Source organism: Nocardia sp. NPDC088792 (genome assembly GCF_044750615.1).
GTDB lineage: Bacteria > Actinomycetota > Actinomycetes > Mycobacteriales > Mycobacteriaceae > Nocardia.
Genome location: NZ_JBIVKC010000003.1, coordinates 666,996 through 690,716 on the forward strand (window position 1 = coordinate 666,996; position 23,721 = coordinate 690,716).

The 23,721-nt window shown below is 66.5% G+C and carries 28 protein-coding genes; 16 read left to right on the forward strand and 12 right to left on the reverse strand.

The genetic code is table 11. From position 1 onward, the window contains the following. The first annotated feature begins 25 nt into the window (after positions 1–25). The 3 genes from ACIP5Y_RS20700 to ACIP5Y_RS20710 all read left to right on the forward strand — a co-directional run bounded on the left by ACIP5Y_RS20700 (position 26) and on the right by ACIP5Y_RS20710 (position 2,280). The gene (locus ACIP5Y_RS20700) at positions 26–586 is read left to right on the forward strand and encodes a TetR/AcrR family transcriptional regulator (RefSeq protein ID WP_400351869.1); all 561 of its coding nucleotides are present in this window, start codon (positions 26–28) and stop codon (positions 584–586) included. A 35-nt stretch (positions 587–621) separates the two neighbouring features. Further along, positions 622–1,038 carry an NUDIX domain-containing protein gene (locus tag ACIP5Y_RS20705; RefSeq protein ID WP_400351870.1) on the forward strand — a complete coding sequence of 139 codons (417 nt, stop codon included), beginning with the start codon at positions 622–624 and terminating at the stop codon, positions 1,036–1,038. Positions 1,039–1,158: 120 nt separating this feature from the next. Then, positions 1,159–2,280 (forward strand): NAD(P)H-dependent flavin oxidoreductase, encoded by a 1,122-nt coding sequence (locus ACIP5Y_RS20710; RefSeq protein WP_400351871.1) that lies wholly within the window; start codon positions 1,159–1,161, stop codon positions 2,278–2,280. Positions 2,281–2,340: 60 nt separating this feature from the next. Here ACIP5Y_RS20710 and ACIP5Y_RS20715 read toward each other — a convergent pair whose 3' ends face one another. Next, positions 2,341–2,589, reverse strand: coding sequence for a dihydrofolate reductase family protein (locus ACIP5Y_RS20715; RefSeq protein ID WP_400351872.1), 249 nt, complete (start codon positions 2,587–2,589; stop codon positions 2,341–2,343). A gap of 275 nt (positions 2,590–2,864) precedes the next feature. On the opposite strand from ACIP5Y_RS20715, the gene ACIP5Y_RS20720 reads away from it, so the two are divergent. The 4 genes from ACIP5Y_RS20720 (at position 2,865) to ACIP5Y_RS20735 (ending at position 5,648) form a co-directional block, all read left to right on the forward strand. Continuing rightward, complete coding sequence (locus ACIP5Y_RS20720) at positions 2,865–3,863, forward strand: sigma-70 family RNA polymerase sigma factor (RefSeq protein ID WP_400351873.1); 999 nt, start codon at positions 2,865–2,867, stop codon at positions 3,861–3,863. A 100-nt stretch (positions 3,864–3,963) separates the two neighbouring features. Continuing rightward, positions 3,964–4,461: a hypothetical protein gene (locus tag ACIP5Y_RS20725; protein ID WP_400351874.1), complete on the forward strand. Its 498-nt coding sequence runs from the start codon at positions 3,964–3,966 to the stop codon at positions 4,459–4,461. Positions 4,462–4,539: 78 nt separating this feature from the next. Further along, complete coding sequence (locus tag ACIP5Y_RS20730; protein WP_400351875.1) at positions 4,540–5,319, forward strand: HNH endonuclease family protein; 780 nt, start codon at positions 4,540–4,542, stop codon at positions 5,317–5,319. 35 nt (positions 5,320–5,354) lie between these two features. Then, positions 5,355–5,648, forward strand: coding sequence for a hypothetical protein (locus tag ACIP5Y_RS20735; protein ID WP_400351876.1), 294 nt, complete (start codon positions 5,355–5,357; stop codon positions 5,646–5,648). On the opposite strand, the gene ACIP5Y_RS20740 is transcribed toward ACIP5Y_RS20735, so the two are convergent. Further along, positions 5,577–6,197, reverse strand: coding sequence for a LysE family translocator (locus ACIP5Y_RS20740; protein ID WP_400351877.1), 621 nt, complete (start codon positions 6,195–6,197; stop codon positions 5,577–5,579). The two genes, ACIP5Y_RS20735 and ACIP5Y_RS20740, sit on opposite strands and share 72 nt — an antisense overlap. A gap of 108 nt (positions 6,198–6,305) precedes the next feature. On the opposite strand from ACIP5Y_RS20740, the gene ACIP5Y_RS20745 reads away from it, so the two are divergent. After that, positions 6,306–6,758, forward strand: a complete 453-nt coding sequence (locus ACIP5Y_RS20745; RefSeq protein WP_400351878.1) for an Lrp/AsnC family transcriptional regulator — start codon at positions 6,306–6,308, stop codon at positions 6,756–6,758. 9 nt (positions 6,759–6,767) lie between these two features. On the opposite strand, the gene ACIP5Y_RS20750 is transcribed toward ACIP5Y_RS20745, so the two are convergent. Next, positions 6,768–8,210 (reverse strand): MFS transporter, encoded by a 1,443-nt coding sequence (locus ACIP5Y_RS20750; RefSeq protein WP_400351879.1) that lies wholly within the window; start codon positions 8,208–8,210, stop codon positions 6,768–6,770. Between the two features lie 405 nt (positions 8,211–8,615). Here ACIP5Y_RS20750 and ACIP5Y_RS20755 point away from each other — a divergent pair, with 405 nt between their 5' ends. After that, the gene (locus tag ACIP5Y_RS20755) at positions 8,616–9,254 is read left to right on the forward strand and encodes a hypothetical protein (RefSeq protein ID WP_400351880.1); all 639 of its coding nucleotides are present in this window, start codon (positions 8,616–8,618) and stop codon (positions 9,252–9,254) included. 24 nt (positions 9,255–9,278) lie between these two features. Here the strand turns inward: ACIP5Y_RS20755 and ACIP5Y_RS20760 are convergent, their stop codons facing one another. Next, positions 9,279–9,731, reverse strand: a complete 453-nt coding sequence (locus ACIP5Y_RS20760; RefSeq protein WP_400351881.1) for an SRPBCC family protein — start codon at positions 9,729–9,731, stop codon at positions 9,279–9,281. A 44-nt stretch (positions 9,732–9,775) separates the two neighbouring features. Between ACIP5Y_RS20760 and ACIP5Y_RS20765 the strand changes: the two genes are divergently transcribed. Then, complete coding sequence (locus ACIP5Y_RS20765) at positions 9,776–10,306, forward strand: NUDIX domain-containing protein (protein ID WP_400351882.1); 531 nt, start codon at positions 9,776–9,778, stop codon at positions 10,304–10,306. A gap of 4 nt (positions 10,307–10,310) precedes the next feature. On the opposite strand, the gene ACIP5Y_RS20770 is transcribed toward ACIP5Y_RS20765, so the two are convergent. The 3 genes from ACIP5Y_RS20770 to ACIP5Y_RS20780 all read right to left on the reverse strand — a co-directional run bounded on the left by ACIP5Y_RS20770 (position 10,311) and on the right by ACIP5Y_RS20780 (position 13,894). After that, positions 10,311–11,450 carry a serine hydrolase domain-containing protein gene (locus ACIP5Y_RS20770; protein WP_400351883.1) on the reverse strand — a complete coding sequence of 380 codons (1,140 nt, stop codon included), beginning with the start codon at positions 11,448–11,450 and terminating at the stop codon, positions 10,311–10,313. 104 nt (positions 11,451–11,554) lie between these two features. Next, complete coding sequence (locus ACIP5Y_RS20775) at positions 11,555–12,664, reverse strand: winged helix DNA-binding domain-containing protein (protein WP_400351884.1); 1,110 nt, start codon at positions 12,662–12,664, stop codon at positions 11,555–11,557. A gap of 63 nt (positions 12,665–12,727) precedes the next feature. Then, the gene (locus ACIP5Y_RS20780) at positions 12,728–13,894 is read right to left on the reverse strand and encodes a thiolase family protein (protein ID WP_400351885.1); all 1,167 of its coding nucleotides are present in this window, start codon (positions 13,892–13,894) and stop codon (positions 12,728–12,730) included. 209 nt (positions 13,895–14,103) lie between these two features. Between ACIP5Y_RS20780 and ACIP5Y_RS20785 the strand changes: the two genes are divergently transcribed. Then, positions 14,104–14,784: a YoaK family protein gene (locus tag ACIP5Y_RS20785; protein ID WP_400353831.1), complete on the forward strand. Its 681-nt coding sequence runs from the start codon at positions 14,104–14,106 to the stop codon at positions 14,782–14,784. An 82-nt stretch (positions 14,785–14,866) separates the two neighbouring features. Then, a complete protein-coding gene (locus tag ACIP5Y_RS20790; RefSeq protein WP_400351886.1) occupies positions 14,867–15,457 on the forward strand; it encodes an HdeD family acid-resistance protein in 591 nt (196 codons plus the stop codon). Positions 15,458–15,532: 75 nt separating this feature from the next. On the opposite strand, the gene ACIP5Y_RS20795 is transcribed toward ACIP5Y_RS20790, so the two are convergent. The 5 genes from ACIP5Y_RS20795 to ACIP5Y_RS20815 are packed head-to-tail and all read right to left on the reverse strand — an operon-like array spanning position 15,533 to position 20,494. Next, positions 15,533–16,411, reverse strand: coding sequence for a phosphoribulokinase (locus tag ACIP5Y_RS20795; protein ID WP_400351887.1), 879 nt, complete (start codon positions 16,409–16,411; stop codon positions 15,533–15,535). Between the two features lie 16 nt (positions 16,412–16,427). Beyond that, a complete protein-coding gene (locus ACIP5Y_RS20800) occupies positions 16,428–17,504 on the reverse strand; it encodes a class 1 fructose-bisphosphatase (RefSeq protein WP_400351888.1) in 1,077 nt (358 codons plus the stop codon). A 16-nt stretch (positions 17,505–17,520) separates the two neighbouring features. Beyond that, a complete protein-coding gene (locus ACIP5Y_RS20805) occupies positions 17,521–18,573 on the reverse strand; it encodes an AAA family ATPase (RefSeq protein WP_400351889.1) in 1,053 nt (350 codons plus the stop codon). 25 nt (positions 18,574–18,598) lie between these two features. Further along, positions 18,599–19,021, reverse strand: a complete 423-nt coding sequence (locus ACIP5Y_RS20810; protein ID WP_400351890.1) for a ribulose bisphosphate carboxylase small subunit — start codon at positions 19,019–19,021, stop codon at positions 18,599–18,601. A gap of 24 nt (positions 19,022–19,045) precedes the next feature. Then, positions 19,046–20,494 (reverse strand): form I ribulose bisphosphate carboxylase large subunit, encoded by a 1,449-nt coding sequence (locus tag ACIP5Y_RS20815; RefSeq protein WP_400351891.1) that lies wholly within the window; start codon positions 20,492–20,494, stop codon positions 19,046–19,048. Between the two features lie 124 nt (positions 20,495–20,618). Between ACIP5Y_RS20815 and ACIP5Y_RS20820 the strand changes: the two genes are divergently transcribed. The 4 genes from ACIP5Y_RS20820 (at position 20,619) to ACIP5Y_RS20835 (ending at position 23,719) form a co-directional block, all read left to right on the forward strand. Continuing rightward, entirely contained in the window at positions 20,619–21,494 is an 876-nt protein-coding gene (locus ACIP5Y_RS20820; RefSeq protein ID WP_400351892.1) for a LysR family transcriptional regulator, read from the forward strand. Positions 21,495–21,578: 84 nt separating this feature from the next. Continuing rightward, positions 21,579–22,211: a TetR family transcriptional regulator gene (locus ACIP5Y_RS20825; RefSeq protein WP_400351893.1), complete on the forward strand. Its 633-nt coding sequence runs from the start codon at positions 21,579–21,581 to the stop codon at positions 22,209–22,211. Beyond that, a complete protein-coding gene (locus ACIP5Y_RS20830) occupies positions 22,208–22,891 on the forward strand; it encodes a VC0807 family protein (protein WP_400351894.1) in 684 nt (227 codons plus the stop codon). Before ACIP5Y_RS20825 ends, ACIP5Y_RS20830 begins: the two co-directional genes overlap by 4 nt. Before the next feature lie 309 nt (positions 22,892–23,200). Beyond that, complete coding sequence (locus ACIP5Y_RS20835) at positions 23,201–23,719, forward strand: pyridoxamine 5'-phosphate oxidase family protein (RefSeq protein WP_400351895.1); 519 nt, start codon at positions 23,201–23,203, stop codon at positions 23,717–23,719. Positions 23,720–23,721 lie beyond the last annotated feature (2 nt).

A 23,721-nucleotide genomic window follows, 5' to 3' on the forward strand; every position in this document is an offset into this window, starting at 1 on the left:
CTGTACCACCCGCTACAGTCAACCCGTGCCCCGTCCTCTCGATCACGCCCGCCGCGCCGAACTGCTCGCCGGTGTCATCACCTACATCGCCGAGCACGGCCTCATGGAACTGTCCCTGCGACCACTCGCCGAATATCTGGGCACCAGTTCGCGCATGCTCATCCACTACTTCGGCACCAAGGAGGCCATGCTCATCGCCGCCCTCGAGACCCAACGACCAGATATCGCGGCACTTTTCGAGGGCATAGACGATGCGGAAACCCTCCGCTCGCGGCTCGGTCACTCGGTCGTGCTGAACACCTCCGGCCGGGCCGGAACGAGTCTGCGCGTGCTGTTTCAGGTACTGGGTATCGCGACGGTCCCGGGGAGCCCGTTCAAGGCATACGCGCGGGAAGCGGTGGAAGTGGTGGTGACGGCGCTGGCCCGGGCGCTGGCCCGCATCGATCCGACGCTGCCCGACCCCGAGGCGTCGGCGACCTTGATGGTCTCCGGAGTCCGTGGCCTGATCCAGGATTGGTGGATCACCGGCGACACCGATCGAGTCGATCGCGCCGTGGCCATGCTGGTGGCCCGCGCCGTCGGCTGAGGATCGCGCCGGACCCCTGCGGCTAGGCTGCGCGCATGCGGACCGAACGAGAGCAGCGGCTGATCGACACGGTGGCCTGGGTGCGGATCGAGGACGGCCGGATCCTCTGCGCCCGCCCGGCCGGCAAGGATGTCTTCTATATTCCGGGCGGCAAACGCGAAGGCGCCGAGACGGATCTGCAGACGCTCGTCCGGGAGATCGAGGAAGAACTTACGGTTTCCCTACTGCCGGAGACGGTTTCGCATGTCGGTACCTACGAGGCGCTGATCCCCGACGCCATCGTGCGCATGGCCTGCTACACCGCCGACTACTCCGGCGAGCTCGCCCCCAGCAGCGAGATCGAGGAGATCGCCTGGTTCACCTACGCCGATCGCCCGCACGTACCGCCGGTGGATCAGCTGCTGTTCGATGACCTGCTCGCGGACGGTCTGCTGGCCGAGTCCGATAAGTAGAACATGTTGTTGACATTGACCGGCCAGTAGTCGTCGACGGACTAGTCCGAATGTAGAACATGTTCTAGTGTGGTGAGAGCGACATTCCAGTGCCGGAAAGTTAGAGGAGCCCACCACACCATGCGTACCGAGATCTGCGATCGCCTGGGCATCGATGTCCCCATCTTCGCCTTCACCCACTGCCGCGATGTGGCCGCGGCGGTCAGCAATGCCGGCGGGCTGGGCGTGCTCGGCGCGGTCGGGTTCACCCCCGAGCAGCTCGAGGTGGAGCTGGAGTGGCTGGACGAGCATGTGCAGGGCGTCTACGGCGTGGACCTGGTCATCCCCTCCAAGTACGAGGGCAAGGGCGTCGACGGCCTCACCCCCGAAGAGCTGGAAACCAAACTGGCGGAACTGGTTCCGCAGGGCCACCGCGATTTCGCGGAAAAGCTCCTCAACGACCACGGTGTCCCCCACCTGCCCGCCGAGGAGCACCACAACCAGCTGCTGGGCTGGACCGCCACCACGGTCGCCCCGCAGATCGACGTGATCCTGAAGCACCCCAAGGCCAAGCTGGTCGCCAATGCGCTGGGCACCCCGCCCGATGACGTGATCAAGCAGATCCAGGATTCCGGCCGCCTCATCGGCGCGCTGTGCGGTTCGGTCAAGCATGCCCTCAACCACAAGCGGGCGGGCCTGGACTTCGTGGTCATGCAGGGCACCGAAGGCGGCGGGCACTGCGGCGAGATCTCCTCACTCGTGCTGTGGCCGCAGGTCATCGATGCGATCGGCGATATGCCGGCGCTCGCCGCGGGCGGTATCGGCAATGGCCGTCAGGTGGCCGCCGCGCTGGCCATGGGCGCGGCCGGCGCCTGGACCGGCTCGCTGTGGCTGACGGTCGAGGAGGCGAATGTGCCGCCCGCCCAGATGCAGACCTACATCGACGCCTCCAGCCTCGACACCGTGCGCTCGCGGTCCTGGACCGGCAAGCCCTGCCGCATGCTCAAGAACGACTGGACCGAGGCCTGGGAGCGCACCGATACCCCCGACCCGCTGCCCATGCCGCTGCAGATGATGGTCGCCCTGGACGGCGTCAAGCGCGGTCACCGCTACCCCGAGGCCGCCAAGGACGTGAACTTCAACCCGGTCGGCCAGGTCGTCGGCCTAATGAACAAGGTCGAGCGTTCCGCCGATGTCGTGCAGCGCCTCATCGCCGAATACCTGGAGGCGTGCGACCGCCTCAACAAGCTGAACAACGCCTGACCGGACCGTGATTCGGCGCCCGCCGCGGTTGCGGCGGGCGCTGTTGTCTGTCCGGGCGTTTCAGGCGAACCGGTAGGTGAGCAGCGTGAGGGCGTCGCCGACGGCGCGGATGGCATGGCGGCGAAGCGGTTTCGGGCCGCCCGTATCGCCGAAGAGCCGCGTACCCGCCCCGATCACCAGCGGAAAGACGAGCAGCCGAATCTCGTCGACGAGGTCGTTCGCCAGCAAGGTGGGTACCAGCCCGGCACTGGCGTAGGCGACGATCTCGCCATCCAGGTTCTGCCTCAATTTCGAAACCGCCTCGACCACATCATCTTTCACGATCCTCGCCGAAATCGAACCAGCCGCCGGGCACCAATCCCTCGTCCCCGGCCGGATCCTGGATGACTCCGTCGATCGAGACGTTCGCGCTGACCACGATTCTTCCCATGTCGGTTCTCCTTCGATACTGATATCGGACTATCACTGAGGTAGAAACCGCGGCACCGGGAAACTGGGCGCGCGCGGGCCGCCCAGTTCTGCCTCCGGCCGGTGTCCGTACACGGTGGACGTACGCACGATGCGGAAGAGGTGACGCGACGGTGATGACCGGCGATCTGATGGCGCGAGCCCGCGGCGGGGACGGCGAGGCCTTCCGCACGCTGACCGAGCCGTACCGGTGGGAGCTGCAGGTGCACTGCTACCGGATGCTCGGCTCGTTTCAGGACGGCGAGGACGCACTGCAGGACGCGCTGCTGGCCGCGTGGCAGGGCCTGGACGGGTTCGACGGCCGCGCCTCACTGCGCACCTGGCTCTACCGGGTCGCCACCAACCGTTGCCTCAACGCGCGTCGCGCCGCGAGCCGCCGCCCGGCCAAGGAGTGGACCTTGTCCGACGTCGAAGCGCCCGAGCCGACCCGGCTGGGCGAGATCACCTGGCTCGAGCCGTTTCCCGATGCCTTGCTCGAAGGCGCCGACGCGCCTTTGGGTCCCGAAGCCCGCTATGAGCAGACCGAAGCCATGTCCCTGGCGTTCATGACGGCCCTGCAGGTCCTGCCCGCCCGCCACATCGCCGTCCTGCTGCTACGCGACGTGCTCGGGTTCCGCGCGCGCGAGGTCGCCGAGATGCTGGATTCGACCGTCGAATCGGTCAACAGCGTCCTCAAACGAGCACGCGCCGGGCTGCAACGCCGGCTTCCGGCGGCCGCAGGCGAAGCTCCGGCGCCGGGCTCGCCCGCCGAGGAGGCGATCGTCGAGAAGTTCATCCGCGCATACCAATCCGCGGACATCGACGCGCTGGTGGCCCTGCTGACCGACGACGTCTTCCTCTCGATGCCGCCGATGCCCTTCGAATACCAGGGCCGCGAGGTCGTCGCCCGCTTCTGCGGCACGCTGTTCGACGCGGGCCGCCGGGTGGATCTCGTCCCGACGCGCGCCAACGGGCAGCCGGCGTTCGGGCTGTATCTGCACGGCCCCGACGGCGTTCGCCACGGCACGGGTTTCCTCGTCATCACCCTCACCGGCGACCGGATCAGCGCCATGACCCGATTCGAAAGCAGCACGTTCCCGTGGTTCGGGCTCCCGCGCTCGCTCCCGAGCCGATAGCGGCGGCTTTCCCGGGAGAGCGATCACGGCGTGTCGTTCGCCTGCGCGCCCACTCGGCGGGGTTGCCGGGAGCGGACGGGGCGCCGGGCTACGGTGTGGCATGGGCTGGGGCCAGAAGGTGTCGCGAGCAGGGTATTACGCCTTGCTCGGGCTGCCGGATGCCCTCGCGCCGACGGGGGTTCGGGCCCGGGTGACCCGACGGGTGTTCCGGAGTCGTTTCGAATTGCGGGAGCCGGGTGCCGGGCGTGCCGCGGCGCATTCGACGCTGGCCGCGGCCGTGGGGCTGATTGCCTGGTTCGCGGTGTTTCTGGCGGCCTCGGCGGCAGTTCGGGGTGTGCTGTATCCGGTCGTCGCGGCGCACGAGTACCAATCTTCCTGGGGTGGGCCGACTTTGGCCGGAGCCTGGGCGGTGCACGCGGTTCTCGGGGTCGGGCTGCTGCCGCTGTGGTGGTTTCTCGTGGCCGGCCTCGGCGTGCTGCAATTGCGGCTGACGCAGCGACTGCTCGGCCGCACCGGACCGTGGTGGCCGATCCCATTGGCGGTGCTGCTATTCCTGGGCAGCATTGCGGTTTTCATAGCCTGGCTGCATCAAATCTGAGCGACAGTGTGATGCGCGTCTCCAATCCTCCCGTGCGACTTGCCGTTTCGTGCCGCGGATTGCGACTGTGTTCGGAATATGTTGCAGAAGAAGCCATCAGGCCTACGGAAACTGATCCTGCCCATAGCAATTGCCGGGCTACTGGTATTGACGGTCCTCGCGCTGGTCGTGGTCGGCAAGCCCGCCACCCAGACGCCGGATGCCGCAAAGCCCGATTCGAAGGATCCGGTGCCCGCCCAGGACGTCACCGCCCTACTACCCAAACTGGTTGTCGGAGCGGAAGGCTCGATGACCGGATACAGCCGCGACAAGTTCCCGCATTGGGACGTCAACCGGCCCGTGCACGGGTTCGGTGACCAGTTCGCCCAGTACAGTCGCTGCACCACCCGCGTGGTGATGCTGCTGCGCGATGCCGTCGGATCGGTTCGCCTGGACCCGAAAACCTGCGAGTTCACGGTCGGCACCGGCGGCGGCTGGCGCGATCAATACGGCGTCGCCGACCGCAAGACCGGCGAGCTGAAGCCGTACAAATGGGTGACCGACCCCTCGGGTATGGACGCGGATCATATTGTCCCGCTGGCCGAAGCCTGGCGCTCGGGCGCCGCCGCCCTCGATGACGAGACCCGCCGCCGCATCGCCAACGACGCGATCAACCTGGTCGTCTCCGATCCGACCGCCAACCGGTCGAAGGGTGATCAGGATCCGGCGAACTATCTGCCGCCCGGCAACTTCCGGTGCGCCTATATCTCTCGATATGTCCAGGTCAAAGTAAAGTACGCGTTGACCGTCGATTCCGCCGAACAGGCCGCACTGCGCACCGCCGTGGGCGACTGCGCCCGTCGAGGAGGATTCAAATAGCCGAGATCGTCGAGCTCACCGCCGCGGCTGCCGTCATGACCGAGGAGGAAGGGACGGTGTCCGGCGCGCTCGATGTCACCGTCGACGATCTGGGTCGGGGGTTGGTGCGCTATCGCGCCACCGACACCTGGCTGACCATAGGCAATCTCGACGGTGAGCCGCCCCGGACCTGGGCTGCGGTCGGCGACCTGGTGGCCGCGATCGAAGCGGAGATCGGTGCGCGGGATTTCGCGGGCAATGTCATGCCCTTCGAGGCATTACCGCTGGATGAGCCGTTCGAGCAGCAAGAGCAGACCCACAATGACCATCGCGATCCCGGAAACCCGTGAGATCCAGCGCGACACGCTCGGTTTGACGGCCAGGATATAGCGCGCTCCGAAACCGATGACGGTATAGAAGAGACCGCAGGTGGCGACGAAGACCAGCCCGAGCGCGGCAAGCTGGATCGGCAGCGGCCACGCTCCACGCTTGTCGCTGAACTGCGGCAGCATCGCAAGGAAGACCAGCAGGCCCTTGGGATTCAGCCCGCTCACGCCGATGCCGCTGAGAACGCGGCGGGCCGCAGAACCTGCGGCACCCGATGAACCGGTATGCAGGGCACCGGGTTTCCGCAGGATCGAAACACCGAGCCACAGCAGGTAGGCGCCGCCCGAAACGGTGAGAACGGTCAGGAACAAGGCCGACGAGCCGATCACCGCGCCGACCCCCACGGCGACCAGCAGGGTCAGACCGAGATATCCGATCATCAAGCCCAGCACCGCGGGTGCGACCGTCCGGTCCCGTGTCCCGGTCGCGAGGACGAACGCCCAATCCGGTCCCGGCACGACGATCAGCAGGAACGCCAGGCCCCAGAAGGCCAGCAGCAGATTCGGATTCACGGGTGCCTCCCGACGCCGGCCACGATGCTGTCGACGCTATTGCCGAAGCGCCCGAAGAGGTTCCCATGTTTTGCCCGGCGCACCCGGCGGCGTGGAAGGATCTTCCCGATGGACGCCGTCGACCGGAAGATTCTTGCCGAGGTGCAGCGGAACGGCCGGGTGACCATCACCGAGCTGGCGTCCCGCATCGGGCTGAGCGTGTCGCCGACCCACCGCCGCCTGCACGAACTCGAACAGTCCGGGGTGATCCGCGGCTACCGGGCGCTCATCGATCCCGAGGCGGTCGGGCTGAGCTTCGAGGCACTGGTATTCGTGACAATGCGACAGGAAGACCGGGACACCCTGCTCGCCTTCGAACAGGCGCTCGCCGCGATCCCCAATGTGCTGCAGGCGCAACGACTCTTCGGAGACCCGGACTATCTCGTCCGAGTCCGCACCCGCGACCTGGTCGCCTATGCCGACCTCGAGGACAACACCCTCTCGGCGCTGCCCGGCGTACAGCGACTGAACTCGACCCTCGTCATGAAGCAGGTCGTGACGGACCGCGCCATCCCGACCTGACGTCGCCGCTCAATCCGTCCGGCGAGTCGAAGCCGCGATACCCGCACCGAGAAACGTGATGACGGCGATGATCGACCACAGCACCACGTAGGCGTGTTCGCTCGGCACCGGTTGACGCGCATGGGCTGTCGCGATGCCCGGCAGCTGAATGGCACTGAGCACCGACGCCGCGGCCGCCGCACCGACTGCTCCGCCGATGGCGCGGGAGTTCGTGTAGAGCCCGATCGCCACACCGATCCGCTCGGGCCGGGTGGCCTCGGCGACCAGCACCGGCATGGCCGCCACCGCGAGCCCACCGCCGAATCCGGCGATCAGGTGGCTCACTACGAAGATCCACACCGCGCCGTGATAGCCGGCAACCAGCACATAGCCGACCCCGACCAGCACGAACCCGAGGGTCGTCGCACGCTGGAACCCGCCGAGCCGAGCCGCGACCCGCGTGGTCAGCAGGGCGGCGAGCACGGCGGCGCCGACCAGCGGGATGCTCAGCAGCGAGATGCCCATCGCGTCGAAACCGAAGCCGTATCCGGTGATTCGCGCATGCGACGACAGGAAGGTGGCGTCTGCGGCCTGATTGCCGAAGTAGAACACGCCGAAAATAAAGGTGCAGCCCAGCACCGGCAGCATGCGGCGATCGAGCAGTTCTGTCAGGTCCACCAGCGGCTGCCGGACCCGGCGTTCGAACAGCGCCCACCCGGCAAGCGCCAGCAGTCCCAGGACAATCGGGACGATGGTGCGACCCGAGCCCCACCCGTGCCGTTCGGCCGCCGAGACGCCCAGCAGGACCGCTGCCATCGACACCGCGAGCCCGGCCGCGCCCACCCAGTCCATCCGGCCGGACCCGCGCGGCGGTGACCACGGCAGGACCCGCGTGTACGACAGCGGAATACACAGCACCGCAAGCACGGTGGGCACCGCCAGCACCCAGTGCACCGAATGCACCGACTTCGACAGCCCGCCCACGAGCAGTGCACCCACGAGGATTCCGGCCGGCAGCGCCCCCGCGATCCACGCGATCGCCGTCCGAGATCGCTCCACCGGCAGCAGATCCCGGCACAGGGCGATGACCAGCACCGCGAGGGCCGACTCGGTGCCCTGCAGGACCCGTCCGGCCAGCATGATCGGCATGCTCGGTGCGACCGTGACGAGGATCGAGCCGACGGCCAGCCCCACAATCGCAATCCGGAGCATCCGGCGATGCCCGTACAGATCGCCGAGCCGCCCGAAGACCGGAACACTGATGGCCGCGGCCAGCAGCTCAACGGACACGATCCAGTTCAGATCGGCAGTGCCGGTTTGCAATTGCGCCCGGATATCGGGCAGCAGCGGCGTGACTTCACCCTGCATGATGCCGTTGACGAAGTCGAACACCAGCAGGGACACGATGACGGCGGTGGCGGGAACGCGCGCTACCGAGGAGTTCTCCTCGGCGGTGGGCGGCAAAGCAGACACGTGAGCAGAATGCCGGTCTCTCCTCGGCTTGCCCGCGATATGCAGACAATCGATGAAAGCACCTCTGCCCGTGCAGGAATCGGTCAGCGGGTCGCGTCGATACCGAGTGCGGCGCGGAGGCACGGCCGGTTGGCTCGTAGCGTCGTCAAGAGTGTGAACGATTCCTGCGTATCAAGCGCGGGGATTTCGTCTTTGCTGCAGGCTTCAATCCAATTCGGGTGTGATGTGGACCATACGTGTCACCGACTCAGCTCCCTGGCGGTCGGTTGGATACACGGAAGGTCACCACATGAGCATGCGGACTCTCACCGCGGTCACGTTGCCGGTCATCGCCGCTGTCGGGTTGGGCGCCGGATCGGCGGGTGCTACCCCTGAGCCCCCGATCAGGCGGCGATCCACTACACAGTGAGCCGGTCCGGCGACTCCGCGGTGCTGACCGCGCCCGGCGCGCACTTGACCACCGTGAGTAATCAGCTGGTCATCGAGGACGCCGACGGCAATATCGCCGCGGCCATTCCGCTCGCGTACCGAATGGATGCCACCGCTTACCCGATCGCAGTGCACATCGACGGTGATACGGCCACCCTCACCCCCGGGCGCAGCGCCGGCGTCGCGGTCTCCGACCCGGCGCGGCCATCGGATATGGTGCCCGCCACGCAGCTGAATTCGGTCGCCGAAGCCTTCGACCAGCGCGATCAGCAGGCGCTGCTGGTGCTCTCGCAGCGCGACACCGTCGGCAGCGTCACCAGCGCGGTGCTGGGCGCGATCATCGGCGGCGGAGCGGGTTGTCTGCTCGGTGCGGCTGTCGGCGCCACATCCGCCGCTTTCGCCACACTGCTGGCGGGGTTGCTGCCCGGCGCCGCGATCGGCTGCCTGGTGGGCATGGGAACTCTCGGCCCGATCGGTGCGATCGGCGGTCTGATGCTGGTGGGCGGACCGGTCCTGGCATGGTCCGCGTTCCAGTACTTTTCGACCATTCTGTCGCCGTGCACCACGCCGACGGCCTATTGCCAGGATCCGGCGGCTGCGCAGCCCAAGCCCTGACGCCGGAGCAGGCGGCGTCGGGTCCTAATCCTCTACGGTCGCAAGGCTTTCGGAACGTTGCTTGACCCCGTCGGTCATGCCCTGGAAGCCCTTGCGGAGTGCCGTGCCCATGAGGCCGCCGACAACCGGGCTCAACGGACCTTCGAGCTGGAAGTGCGAGTCGTAGCGGGCGCGACCGTCGCCGAGCGGCGTGACGGTGTGCGAGCGCTCGCTGCGCAGCAGTCCGAGCGGCATCGGCTTCATGGCGTAGCTGAATTCCTTTCCGGGCGTGTGGGTCCGGATGAATTCCTGCTGGGCCCGCGGCTTGGGCCCGCCCAGCCGCACCTGCATATCGATCGGGGAACCCGGCTCCAGGGTGGTCTTGCACTCGGGAACGAAGGGGTTCCACTCCCCGTAGTTGTCCACATCGGTGAGCACCTGCCAGACCAGCTCGGCAGGTGCCTCGATCTCAACGCTGTAGTTGATGACGATGGCCATGAGGGCACAGTACTGACACGGGTTCCAGAACGTACGGTCGGCTCATGACAATCGCTGATCGCTACCCCGTCCTGCACACTCCCGCTCGCTGGGAGTGGGGCGGCCTCGACGTTCGGTTCTCCACCGACCTACCGCCGGACGAGCTGGTCACCAACGTCCACGTCATCTGTTTCGTCGGCGACCGAATCGTCTTGTGCCGCGATGATCGTGACGTCTGGCTGCTGCCCGGCGGCACCCGTGAGGAAGCGGAATCCGTGCACGACTGCGTTGTTCGTGAACTCTACGAAGAGGCCGGTGCGGAACTGGCGGGCCCGATCCACTGGATCGGCGCCCACTACGCCACCACGGACCGCCCGCTCCCCTACCGCCCCTGGCAGCCGCATCCCCACAAGGCATGGCTCTGGTCCACCGCCGACGTGGTCCTGACCGGCGCCCCCACGAATCCCGATGATGCCGAACAGATCCTGGAAGTCCGGGCCTTTCCGGCTGCCGAGGCCGTTCGCATCTCCGCCAGCGACGGCCCGCACCTGCCCGAACTGCTGACCCTGGCAATGGAACTCCACCACGGCCGCTGAACCGCTACGGGCACAAGGCGTGCTTCACCAGGGTCAGGTAGTCGGGCTCCTTGTCGAAGGGGCCCGTCATGGCGACGGTGACGGCCCGGCCCTGGTCGGAGGCGCCGGAGATGGTGACGAAGCCCGCGATTCCGCCGGTGTGACCGAAATACTTTGCCCCGCAGCCCAGGTCGATGGCCCCGATTCCCAGGCCGTACTGCATGGGAATGCCCGGTGCGTCCTGGGTGGCGAGCATTTCGTCCAGTTGTGCCTGTGCCACGATGTGGCCGGCCAGCAGGGCGAGGAAGAAGCGGTTGAGGTCGGAGCCGGTGGAGACCATGGCGCCGGCGGTCCAGGCCACGGAGGGTTCCTGGCGAGTGACATCGGTGCGGGTGCCGTCGATGACGGCATAGCCCTCGGGGTGCGGACCGCGGATGTCGAGTTCGCGGGTATTGGGCAGGTACGTGCCGGACAGCTGGTTGGGGGTGATGATGCGGCCCTGGAGTTCGTCGGAATAGGGCCGGCCGGTGACCTTTTCGACGATCATGCCCGCGACGATGTAGTTGGTGTTGGTGTACTTGAACCGCGAGCCGGGCGGGAACTGGGCCGGATGCCGCAGGGCTATCGCGACCTCCTCGGCGGGAGTGAAGCTGCGGCCGGTGACCGCGGCCTTGTACTCGTCGATCTCGGGGAAGTCGGTCAGTTCGGGCAGTCCGCTGCGATGCTGGAGGATCTCGCGGACGGTGATGGCGCGGCCGTCGACGCCGTTGCCGTTCAACAGTCCGGGCAGATAGGTGTCGACGGAGTCGTCGAGCTTGATCTTGCCCTCGTTCACCAGCTGCAGAATGATCGAGGCGGCAAAGGTTTTCGAGATGCTGCCGATGCGCACCTGCTCCGGCGGGGTGATCGGCATCGGCACGTTCTTGCTCGAATCCGCGAGGCCCGAAGCGAGCGTGACCGTCTGGCCGTTCTCGGTGAGCGTCGCGATCACGCCCGTCATGCCGGACCGGGTGAGGCCGTCGATATCGTCCCGGACCTGCTGAACTCTTGTGGAAGACACCGCGACCGGGGTGCTCGACACGGACTTCGGTGAGCTGTCGTGCACGGTGGAACACCCCGCGACGGCCAGTACTGCGAGCACGGTCACTGTCGGCAGGATTCGCATGATCCGACCGTAGGCACTGGCACCGCCGCCGACATCCGGGCCGATCCCTGAGCGCAGCCCTGAGAAACCCTGGGCGGAAACCCTTCTCAGGGCGGATGCGGGTACTACGCGGCGGTGATGGACAGGTCCGGTCGGCCCAGCGCACGCGCCAGGTGCTCGGCTTCGGCTTTCAACTCGGCGAGGGGCGCCGGCGCATTGTCGAACATGGAGACGGCCACGGTATCGCCGGTGGCTTCCCAGGTGCCCGCAATCCGACCGTCCACCAGGACGAGCGGCGAGATCCAGCCGGCGGCGCGACTGACCTTGGCCCGATGGTCACCGGGCAGCAGGACGGTATCCGCGGTCCCCGGACCCAGCACGTACTGATCGAACGGGCCCAGCAGATGGACCGAGGACGACGGCTCGGTGGCGGCCAGGTCATCGGCGTCCTCGGTGCGGATGTATCCGGTGCGGCCTTCGACATCGACCGCGGTCAGGCTGTCGTCGAGTTCCGAGAACCATTTGCGCACAGTGGTTTTGCGCAGCTGTCCACGGGTGAGCCAGGCGTCGAAGGTCTCGGGTGCGGCAGGCCCGTATGCGCCGAGATAGGCGTCGATGAGCACGGGCGCCGCCGTGTCCGGGTCCGGAATGCCCGGCCAATCGGGCAGCAGATGAGCAGGATTGGTGAAGGTGACGGTGTTGCCGTCGGCGGGCCCGTGGCAGAGCGCACCCTGCCAGGCCAGCGGCTTCAGTACCGCACCCCAGCCGGATCGGAGCTGCTCCTCGAGCGGGTGGAAACGCTGCTGCGCGAGCAGCGCGGTGACCAGCTCCTCGCGGGTGAGAATCCGATCGGAGAGGATATCCCCGACGGCATCCACCATTGCCGCGATGTCCTGCGGCGAGGCCCCGAAGTTGCGCTGCCAGATGGCTTTCTCCCAGGTCCGTGTCGAACCCATGAGAGACAGCGCCGCCGGGGCGAGGTCGGGTGTCAGAGCGTGCAGGGTCCCGCGCATGGCCCAGGTCTTGATTAGCGTCCGTGCCGCCAGCGCCTCCACCAGTGCGCCCGGCAGCCCTGCCGAACGCCGTAGCGCGACAGCGGTTTCCGCCGACGAGGTCACCTGCGCCTGCACCCCGCACAGGCGCCGCGCCACCCCGGCGGCATCCATTTCACCACGCGGATCGACGAACTGCCGTCGCATCCGCCACGCGAACACCTGATCCCAGCTGACCTGCACCCGCACCACCCTACGAGCCGGCACCGACAATCACTTCCGTCCCGGCCGGTGTCGTGCGCCGGTTCAGAGGCGTTCGATGATCGTGGCGTTGGCGAGTCCGCCGGCCTCGCACATGGTCATCAGTCCGTAGCGCCCGCCGCTCTGTTCGAGGTGGTTCACCAGTGTCGTCAGGATGCGGGTCCCCGACGCGCCCAGCGGGTGCCCGAGCGCGATCGCCCCGCCGCGCGGGTTCAGTTTGGCCACATCGGCTCCCACCTCGTGCGCCCACACCAGCGGCACCGGCGCGAAGGCTTCATTGACCTCGTAGGCGTCGATCTCGTTGATGGACAGCCCGGCCCGGCCGAGCACCTTGCGGGTGGCGGGGATCACCGCGGTGAGCATGAGCAGCGGATCGTCACCGGTGACCGCGAAGGAATGAAAGCGCGCCCGCGGCCGCAGCCCCAGTTGCGCGGCCTTCTCCGCACTCATGATGAGCGCCGCCGAAGCGCCGTCGGTGAGCGGCGAGGAATTGCCGGGCGTGATCGACCATTCGATCTCCGGGAAGCGGGCCTTGAATTCCGCGTCGGCGAAGGCGGGCTTCAGCCCCGCGAGTCCTTCGACCGTCGTGGTGGGCCGGATGGTCTCGTCGGCGGCCAGGGTTCCGGCGGCCACGATTTCGTCCTCGAATCCCCCGGCCGCAGCGGTTTCGGCCGCGAGCCGGTGCGAGCGGGCGGCGAATTCGTCCAGTGCGGCGCGGTCGAACTTCCAGCGTGCCGCGATGACCTCGGCGGCAATGCCCTGCTGCACAAGACCGTTCGGGTAGCGGTGCGCGATCGGGCCCCGATTGGCGTCCTTGCCCTGGGCATTCGAGAACATCGGCACCCGCGACATGGATTCCACGCCGCATGCGATGGCGATGTCGTAGGCCCCGGCGATGACGCCCTGGGCGGCGAAATGCGCGGCCTGCTGAGACGATCCGCACTGCCGGTCCACCGTGGTGGCGGGCACCGCTTCCGGGAAGCCGGCCGCCAGCACCGCGGTGCGCGAGATATTGAAGGCCTGCTCGCCGCTCTGCGTGACACAACCGCCGATCACATCGTCCACCAGTGCGGGGTCGATTCCAGTGCGTTCGACCAGTGCTTCAAGGACCCCGGAGAGCAGGGTGGCCGGATGCACTTCGGACAGTCCACCACCGGGTTTGCCTTTACCCGACGGGGTGCGGACGACGTCGACGATGACGGCGGAGGTCATGGCTTCTCCTTGTTCACGCGGACCGGACCAGACGAGAATTCCGGTTAACATTCGCACTGTACCGCACCGTCCCGCGCCGGTCAGCCCGGTGATTTCCGGTCAGGTTTCCCTCAGGATTCGCACCCGGTTTCCTTCAGGAATGGTTGCTAGCGTGTTGCCTTGTGACTTCGCCCAAGAGCGCTGCCCGGGAACCGTTCTGGAATCTGGATATGCGCCTGTCCGTAGTACTGTCCACGCTCGCCGGCTTCGTCGGCGCCGCCGCCTATGCCCACTCCGCCGGTTACTTCGTCACCTTCATGACCGGCAATACCGAACGCGCGGTGATCGGCACCTTCGTCGGCGACTCCACGATCGCGCGCGGCGCCGCTTACATCATCGGCAGCTTCGTACTGGGCGTGTTCGTGGCTTCGGTGTGCCGTCGCTTCTGGTGGAGCAATCACCCGCACGGCGCGACCATGCTGACCACCCTCGCCCTGCTGGCGGCCTGCGTCAGTGATTACATCCAGGAGAGCACCCAGACCGGTATCGGCCTGCTGCCGATTCAGTTCGTCGCCTTCGGAATGGGCTCGCTGAATACCTCTTTCGTCAAGAACGGCGAGGTGTCCATCCCCGTCAGTTATGTGACCGGCACCCTGGTCAAGCTGACACAGGGCATCGAACGCCATCTCGTCGGCAAGGGCTCGGTATACGACTGGCTGGGCTACGCCGTGCAGTACGGCGGGTTTGCCCTGGGTGCGCTGATCGGTGGTCTGGTGAGTCTGGCGGTGAGTGGCCGGTTCATGCTCGACGCCGCCTTGATCGGGTCGGCGCTGGTGGCCATGTACACCTGGCGGGCCGATATCCGGTATGTGCGCTGGACGGAGAAACGCCGGGGTGAAGCGGGCGCGTAACCAGCCGGCGAGCATCACAAGTGCGCACCACACCGGACGAATAAGCGCGTAAAGCGGACTAGCTGGGCATATCCTCCAAAACATGACTACCAGCAAAGAGGTTTTCGAAGGGCCGGTTCATGCTCTGGCCCGAAGCGCATGGCAGTCGATCCTGGTCACCGGTCTCCTCTCGGTGGTGCTGGGCATTCTGATTCTGGTCTGGCCCGGACCCACCCTGGTTGTCGCCGGTGTCCTGTTCGGCATCTATCTGATCATCTCCGGTGTTTTCCAGTTGATTGCTGCCTTCGGTCTGCACGTCAGTACCTGGATGCGGGTGCTGACGTTCATCACCGCCATCCTGTCGTTCATCCTGGGCTTCTTCTGCTTCCGCAACGAGTTCCAGGCGATCGGCCTGCTGGCACTGTGGATCGGCATCACCTGGATCTTCCGTGGCACCGCATCCCTGGTCGCCGCCATGTCGGAACCCGCAATGCCCGGCTCGGGCCGCGGCTGGGCGATCCTCTTCGGCATCGTGCTGATCGTCGGTGGTGGCCTGCTGATCATCGAACCCTTCGCCTCCATCACCACCCTGGTGGTCGTGGTCGGCTGCTGGTTGATCGCCATCGGAATCTTCGAGGTGGTCAGCGCCTTCCAGGTCAAGAGCCGCGCGAAGGATGTGCCGTCCGGCCTGTAGTCCGCACCTTCACGAAACGAAACCGGCGGTCGCCTCCCCTGGCGGCCGCCGGTTTCTTTTGTCCTGTACTACCTTTCAACGGAGGCGCTTCGGCCGCTTGTCCATCAGGCGCAGGATCAGCGGCGTGAAGATGAGTTGCATGGCCAGTTCCATCTTTCCGCCGGGCACCACGATGCTGTTGGGCCGCGACATGAACGAGTCGTGCAGCATCGACAGCAGATACGGGAAGTCGATCACCTTCGGATCCGCGAAACGGATCACCACGAAACTCTCATCGGCGGTCGGAATGGTGCGCGCGGTGAAGGGATTGGAGGTGTCCACCGTTGGTACACGCTGGAAGTTCACATAGGTCCGGGAGAACTGTGGACAGATGTGCTTCACGTAATCCGGCATGCGGCGCAGGATGGTGTCGATGATGGCCTCGCTGGAGTAGCCGCGTTCGTTCTTGTCGCGGTGGACCTTCTGTATCCACTCCAGGTTGACGATCGGCACCACGCCCACCAGCAGATCCGCGAACTGGCCCACGTCGACGCCTTCGGAGACGGCCGCGCCGTGCAGGCCCTCGTAGAAGAGCAGGTCGCTACCCGGTGCGAGTTCTTCCCAGGCGGTGAAGGTGCCGGGTGGCTGGCCATAGGGTTTCGCCTCGTAGTCGTCGTGCAGGTACCGGCGCACCGCGCCGACGCCGGTCTCCCCGTAATCGCGGAACAGGGCCTCGAGTTCGGTGAGCAGGTTCGCCTCGGGTCCGAAGTGCGAGAAGAACAGATTGCGGCTCTGTTCGGCCTCGGCCATGGCCAGCGCCATCTCGTTGCGGTCGAAGCGATGGAACGAATCCCCTTCCACGATGGCCGCATTGATGCCCTCGCGGCGGAATATCTCCTGGAAGGTTCGCGTGACGCTGGTCGTTCCCGCACCGGACGACCCGGTGATCGCGACCACGGGATGTTTGACCGACATGGCACCTCCTGGATTGTCAGCCGCGGGCCGAACGGAACAGTGACCGCGACCCGAAGAGCGAGGCATCGAAACTGGGCCCCTCCTCGGGTTCCCGGTGATACCGCTCGATCCGCGCGACCTCGTTGCGCGAGCCGAAGATCAGCGGAATGCGCTGATGCAGCTCCTCCGGCCGCACTTGGAGGACGCGTTCGTGCCCGGTGGTGGCCGCTCCCCCGGCCTGTTCCACGATGAAGGCGATCGGATTGGCTCCGTACAGCAGCGACACCCGCCCCGGCCGCGCCGGATGACGGGTATCGCGCGGATACATGTAAAGCCCGCCGCGCGTGAGGATGTGGAAGGTGTCGGCCACCAGCGACGCCACCCAGCGCATATTGAAATCCCGCTCCCGCGGCCCGTCCAGACCCTGCAGGCATTCCTGCACATACCGCCGCACGGGCCGCTCCCAGAACCGCTCATTGGCCGCGTTGATCGCGAAACCCGAAGTGTCCTCGGGGATTCGCATGCGCGGATGGGTGAGCACGAAGGCCCCCACCTCCCGATCCAGCGTGAACCCGTCCACCCCATTGCCGGTCGTGAGCACCAGCATGGTCGCCGGCCCGTACAGCGTGAACCCCGCGCACACCTGCTGTACGCCCGGCTGCAGGAAGTCCGCGCTCACCGCCTCGCGCCCGTCCTCCGGCGCGCGCAGCACGCTGAAAATCGTTCCGACAGGCAGGTTCACATCGATATTGCTGGACCCGTCCAGCGGATCGAACACCAGCAGATACTTGCCGCGCCGGTATTCGCTGGGCACCGGATGGCAGCCGCGCATCTGCTCGGAGACCAGCGCGGACAGCGGTCCGGTCCACTGTGATTCGGCCACCATGATGTCATTGGCGATGGCATCCATCTTGCGGTGCACGGTAACCGGCAGGTTCTCCGCATCGGCGGCGCCCAGGGAGCCGACTATCGCTCCCCGGGTGACCTGATTGGCAATGATCTTGGTGGCCGTGGCGAGCACATTGAGCAGCGCCGAGAACTCGCCGGACGATCCGGGATGCCGGTGCTCCTGCTCGATGGTGTAGCGAGTGAGGGTCTTCAATCCTTCGGGCATACTCCTGCTCAATTCCTCATGGGGAGGCCCCCTCCGCTGCGGGGGCGTCCGCGAACACGCTGCTGCCGTAGACATCGGCGCCGGTCAGCGTGATCAGATCCGTGCGGCTGACCGGGCGGTGCAGCTCCACGAGTCGTTTGGCCTGCCGCAGCCGGCAGCGGTCCAGGGCATTGCGGACGCTGCGGGCATTGGCGAAGCGCGGGCGGGCCATACGGAGTTCCAGATAGTCGGAGAAGGCGTGCACGGCGTCCTCGTCGAAGCGGAAGTTCTCCTGGCGCACCATGAGTTCGGCAATGGCCACGAGTTCGGCGTGGGTGTAGTCGGGGAATTCGATGTGATGCGCGACGCGCGAGGACAGGCCGGGATTGGCGGAGAAGAACGTCTCCATGCGGTCCGGGTAGCCGGCGAAGATGACGACCAGGCTGGTGCGCTCGTTCTCCATCTCCTGCAGCAGGATTTCGATGACCTCCTGCCCGTAGTCGCGTTCGTTCTCCGGGCGGAACAGGTAATAGGCCTCGTCGATGAACAGCACCCCGCCCGCCGCCTTGGCCAGCGCCTCTTTGGTTTTGGGCGCGGTGTGGCCGATGAACTGGCCGACCAGATCGTCGCGAGTGACGACGTGCACCTTGGGTTTGCGGATGTAGCCGAGCGCGTGCAGCATCTCGGCCATGCGCAGGGCGACGGTGGTCTTGCCGGTGCCGGGGCCGCCGGTGAAGCTCATGTGCATGGTCGGGCGGGTGGCCTGCAGCCCGAAGCGCTGCCGGGCGCGATCGATGAGCAGCAGTGCGGCGATCTCCCGCACGCGGCGTTTGACATTGGCCAGCCCGACCAGTTCGGCGTCGAGCCGGGCCAGGGTGTCCTCGACGTCCTTGCCCGCGATATCGGTGGAGAGATCCAGCAGCGCGTCGTCGGGTAGTTGGCCGGCCGTCGCGTCCTCCGATCGGGGATCGTCGACGGCCGTACCGTGCAGCGGCGCGGAGTTCGTGGCCCCGGGCCGATGCATCTGGAATCCGCCCGCGGGCCGGCGGGTTGCAGGCTCCCGGCCGTCCGCGGGACGTTCCGCGCTCACGATATCCTCCTGCTCCGAAAGCCGTTCAGCCGCCGTACCTTTCGCCCGGCCGGTCGTCGAGCGCGTAGGCGTGGAAGCCGTAGTGCTGGCGGCGGTCGTCGGATTCGGTGCGGTCGAGGCGGAAGCCGGGCTCCACCGGCGGGCGCTGCACGATGAAGCTCAGCGCCGTGGTCTGCCGGGTGTAGGAGGCGTCGTAGGCGTTGACGCGAATGTAGTGCCGCGGGAACGTGGCCCGGCAGGCATTGATCTCGGCGAGTACGCCGTCGGGTTCGTCGAGATCGAACAGCGGGATACCCCACATCTCCCAGTAGGAGTTCCGCGGGTGCGGATCGTCGGTGTACTCGATGGACACCGGCCAGTTGTTGAGCAGCGCGTACCGGACCTGCGCCGCGATCTCGGCGTCGGTGAGATCCGGCAGGTGCGAGAAGGTGCCCTGGCGCAGATGCATTGCGGTTTCCTGTCTTCCGGGCGCTCAGCGCGACGCGGTCGGGATGGCGTCGGGGGCATCGGTCGAGGTGTATTCGAAGGTGATGTCTCCCCAGACCGCGAGGGCCGACTCCAGCGACCGGCAGCCTTCGGCCGCCTTGCGCAGCACCTCCGGGCCCTCCTTGAGCAGATCGCGACCCTCGTTGCGGGCCTTCACGACTGCTTCGAGCGCGACCCGATTGGCTTCCGCACCCGCGGCGATCCCCATGGGATGACCGATGGTGCCGCCGCCGAACTGGAGAATGACATCGTCGCCGAACAGGTCCAGCAATTGGTGCATCTGGCCGGCATGGATGCCGCCGGAAGCGACCGGCATGACGCCCGGCAGGCTTGCCCAGTCCTGGTCGAAGAAGATGCCGTTCTGCGGATTCATCGGAATGTGGTTGTCGCGCAACGTGTCATAGAAGCCCTTGACGGTGTGCGGATCGCCTTCCAGCTTGCCGACGACGGTTCCCGCGTGCACGTGATCCACGCCGATGAGCCGGCACCACTTGGCCAGCACCCGGAAACTGACCCCGTGCGTCTTCTGCCGGGTATAGGTCGAGTGCCCGGCGCGGTGCAGATGCAGCAGCATGCCATTGCGGCGCGCCCATTTCGCCATCGACTGCATGGCGGTGTAGCCGACCGTCAGGTCCATCATGATGATGCAGCTGCCCAGTGACTTCGCGAACTCCGCGCGCTCGTACATGTCTTCCATGTCCGCGGCCGTGACATTGAGATAATGACCCTTCAATTCTCCCGTTTCGGCAATGGCGCGGTTGACGCCCTCCATCGCGTAGAGGTAGCGATCACGCCAGCGCATGAACGGCTGCGAGTTGATGTTCTCGTCGTCCTTGGTGAAATCCAGTCCGCCCTTGCAGGCTTCGTACACCACGCGGCCGTAGTTGCGGGCCGACAACCCGAGTTTGGGTTTCACTGTCGCACCCAGTAGCGGGCGACCGTATTTGTTCAGGTATTCCCGTTCCATAACGATTCCGTGCGCCGGACCCTGAAAGGTCTTGACATACGCCACGGGAATCCGCATGTCCTCCAGTCGCAATGCCTTGAGCGGTTTGAAACCGAATACATTGCCGATCACCGAGGAGGTGAGATTGGTGATCGAGCCCTCCTCGAAGAGATCGAGATCGTAGGAGACGTAGGCGAAGTACTCACCCGGCCGGCCCGGCACCTCGTCGATCCGATAGCACTTGCCCTGGTAGCGGTTGTGCGCGGTGAGCCGATCGGTCCACACCACGGTCCAAGTGGCCGTGGAGGATTCGCCCGCCACCGCCGCGGACGCCTCGATCGGATCGACGCCCTGCTGTGGCGTCACGCGGAACACCGCGAGCACATCGGTGTCCTTGGGTTGATAATCGGGCGCGTAATATCCCATCGACGCATAGGTCTGCACACCCGGATCCCACCGGCCACGCTGATCATCGACAGATCCGGCCATCATTCCTCCTGCGAACCGGGTTGGGCCACTTGCGATTCCCAGGATGCGGTAGACGTTAACGACAAACAATTCGATTGTTTCTGGTCTCGCTCAACCATTTCGTCGTGTTTGCTACCGTCTGAAGATGGGTACGGTGAGCGCGGTTCGCATGGAAACCTTTCTCGCCGTGGCCCGGCACAGCAGCATCCGCCGCGCGGCCGCGCAGTTGCACATCACCGAGGCCGCCGCCTCCGCCGCGGTCGCGCACATCGAGAAACAGTTGGACGCCAAGCTGATCGCCAAATCGGGGCGCGGTATCGCGCTCACCGAGGCGGGGCGGGTATACGCGGATTACTGCCGCAGCATCCTCGGGTTGATGAAGGAGGCGCATGCGGCGGTGCGTGAGGCGGAGACCGGGCGGTTGCGGATCGGCGTGGTGGCGACCGCCGGCGAGTACGTGCTGCTGCGGCTGCTGGCCTCGTTCCGCAAGCGGTACCCGGATATCGAGCTGGGGCTGTCCATCCAGCCGCGGGATGTGCTGTTTCTCGAATTGACCCATCACGAAACGGATCTCGTGGTCGCGGGCCGGCCGCCGCGGGATGCCGGGCTCGTGACGCGGGCCCGGCGTCCGAGTCAGCTGGTGGTCGTCGGCGCGCCGGGGGTGTGGTCGGATCCGTTCGAGGCGACGTGGCTACTGCGGGGCACCGGGTCGGGCACCCGCGATACGACACTGGCGTTGTTCGATCGCCTGCAGATCCGGCCGCCCACGCTGACCCTCGGCACGCACGGTGCGGCGCTGGCCGCGGCCCGTGAGGGGCTGGGCATCACCCTGATCCACAGCGATGCCATCGAGCACGACCTCCGCAGCCGGCACCTGGAAGTACTCGCCATCGAGGGCACGCCATTGAATAGGCCCTGGCATGCCGTCACCACCCGGACGCCCACGCCTACGGCGCGACTGTTCCTCTCGCACATCACCGATCCGGATCGAGTCGGCGGCAAGGCATTTCGCGCGGCGTAGCCGACCGATTCGGCTACTTATCCGCAATCAGCTCGTTCGAGCTATCTCTTGCTCAGTCGAGCAAATGCCTCTACAGTTTTGCTCATGCAAGCAAGAACCAGCCTGAGCAAGCAATCCGAGGGGCGGACCTTCACCGAAGCCGCGCGCCGGACTCAGATCGTGGATGCCGCCATCGAGGTCATCGCCGATCAGGGCTACCGCAATGCGTCCTTCGCGAAGATCGCGAAGCAGGCCGGGCTCAGCAGCACCGGCATGATCTCCTACCACTTCCGTGGCAAGGGCGATCTCATGCGCGAGGTGGTCGAGCATGTCATGGGCGTCGCAATGGATTTCGTCGTCGCCGAGCTGGCGCCCGTGCAGGGCCACCGCGAACGCCTGCGGGCCTACTTCGCCGCCAACCTCGCCCTGACCGAGCAATATCCCAAGCACATGCGAGCGATCTCGAATATCGGTGTCAATGCCGGCCAGGACGACCCGCATCTGTACGGCCTCATCGACCAGCTCGAGGCCGGCGCCGATGTCCAGGTCGAGCGTATACGGGACGGCCAGCGCGCCGGGGTGTTCCGCGACTTCGACCCTGTCGTCATGGTGATGGCCATCCGCAGCGCCATGGATGCCGCCATCGGCCGCGCCGGCGCCGACCCTTCCTTCGACTCGGCGGCCTGCGCCCGTGAGCTCGCCGACCTCTTCGACCGCGCCACCCGGAAAGAAGCATGACCGTGACCCACGCCGCCACCTCGGAACAGACCCTCACCCTCGATGCCGCCGCCAAGCAGAAGCGCGCCGGCCTCCGCAGACACATTGCGCGCCAAGTGATCCTGGAGATCGCCCTCCCGATCGGCGGCTACTACGTCCTGCGCGGCATGGGCGTCGGCCCCTGGCTCGCGCTGATCGCGCCCGCCCTGATCACCCTCCCGTTCCTCATCTACGACGCGGTACGCCACCGCCGCCTCGACACGGCCGCCGCTTTCACCCTGGCGATGATCGTGCTCGCCACTGTGATGGCGATGATCACCGGCGACCCCCGCACCCTCATGGTCCGCGACAGCTGGATCTTCGGCTTCCTGGGCCTCTGGGCCCTCGGCTCGGTGTTCACCCAGCAGCCCTTCATGCGGATCACCGCCCGCGCCGTCGTCACCGCCAAGATCGGCGAAGCCGGCTACCGGGAATGGGATGCCCGCTGGGACACCGACTCCCGGTTCCGCTACCACCTCCGCGTGCTGAGCGGCGTCTGGGGCGCAGGCTTCCTCCTCGACACCATCATCCGCGTCAGCCTGGCCTACACCCTCCCCCTCGACTCGATCCCCCTCGTCACCACCCTCCAATGGCTCGTCGTCCTCGCCATCCTCATCACCTTCCACGTCGTCTATATCACTCGCCACGACCTCAAAGCCTGAGATACCCTGCGTCCCATGACCGAATCCGCATGCCAGCCGGTGAGAATGCCCCACTGACGGGCCCACCACGCTGCGCGGACATTCATTCCGAGGCCCTGAAACCGGGGCCTCGAGTCATGTCCGTGGCCGGAGCCCCCCGACTCCCGGATATCTCGAGCCGTTCCTGCCGGATCTGTCGGCGCGGATCACCGCGCAGTGCAACACGAGAGCGGGTGGGCTTCCGCCTCCGGAACCGGTCCAGCCGCGGCTGGACGGGCCTAGGCTGGATCGGAGGCGAACAGGTTCCAGCGCATGACGCGAGGAGGATTCATGCTTCCCGAGCCGATCAAGGCCACTGATCTGAATATCTACGGGTCCGATGTACTGACGTGGAGCCGGGTCAGCCGGGCTGCCGAAGCGAGTATCGGGCTGCCCGAGACGCCGCAGTTTCTGAGCACCGTGGGTAAGGATGGGCGGCCGCATTCGGCGGGGATCGGGAGCATTTTGGTCGGTGGGGCCATCTACTTCACGAGTGGGCCGGGGACGCGGAAGTCACGGGATCTGGAGGCGAATCCGTGGTGCACGCTCTCGTATCGGCTGCTCGAGGTGGATCTGGTGCTCGAAGGAGACGCGCGCCGGAATACCGATCCCGCGGTGATCGACGCGGTGACCGCTAAGTATCGCGAATCGGGTTGGCCGGCAGAGCGTTCCGGGGATGCCGTCACGGCTCCGTACAGCGCGCAGAGTGCCGGGCCGGGGCCCTGGAATCTGTATCGGTTCACGCCGCGCGCCGCGACCGGTGTCGCGCTCACCGATCCGCACGGGGCGACACGGTGGCTCTTCTCCTGACG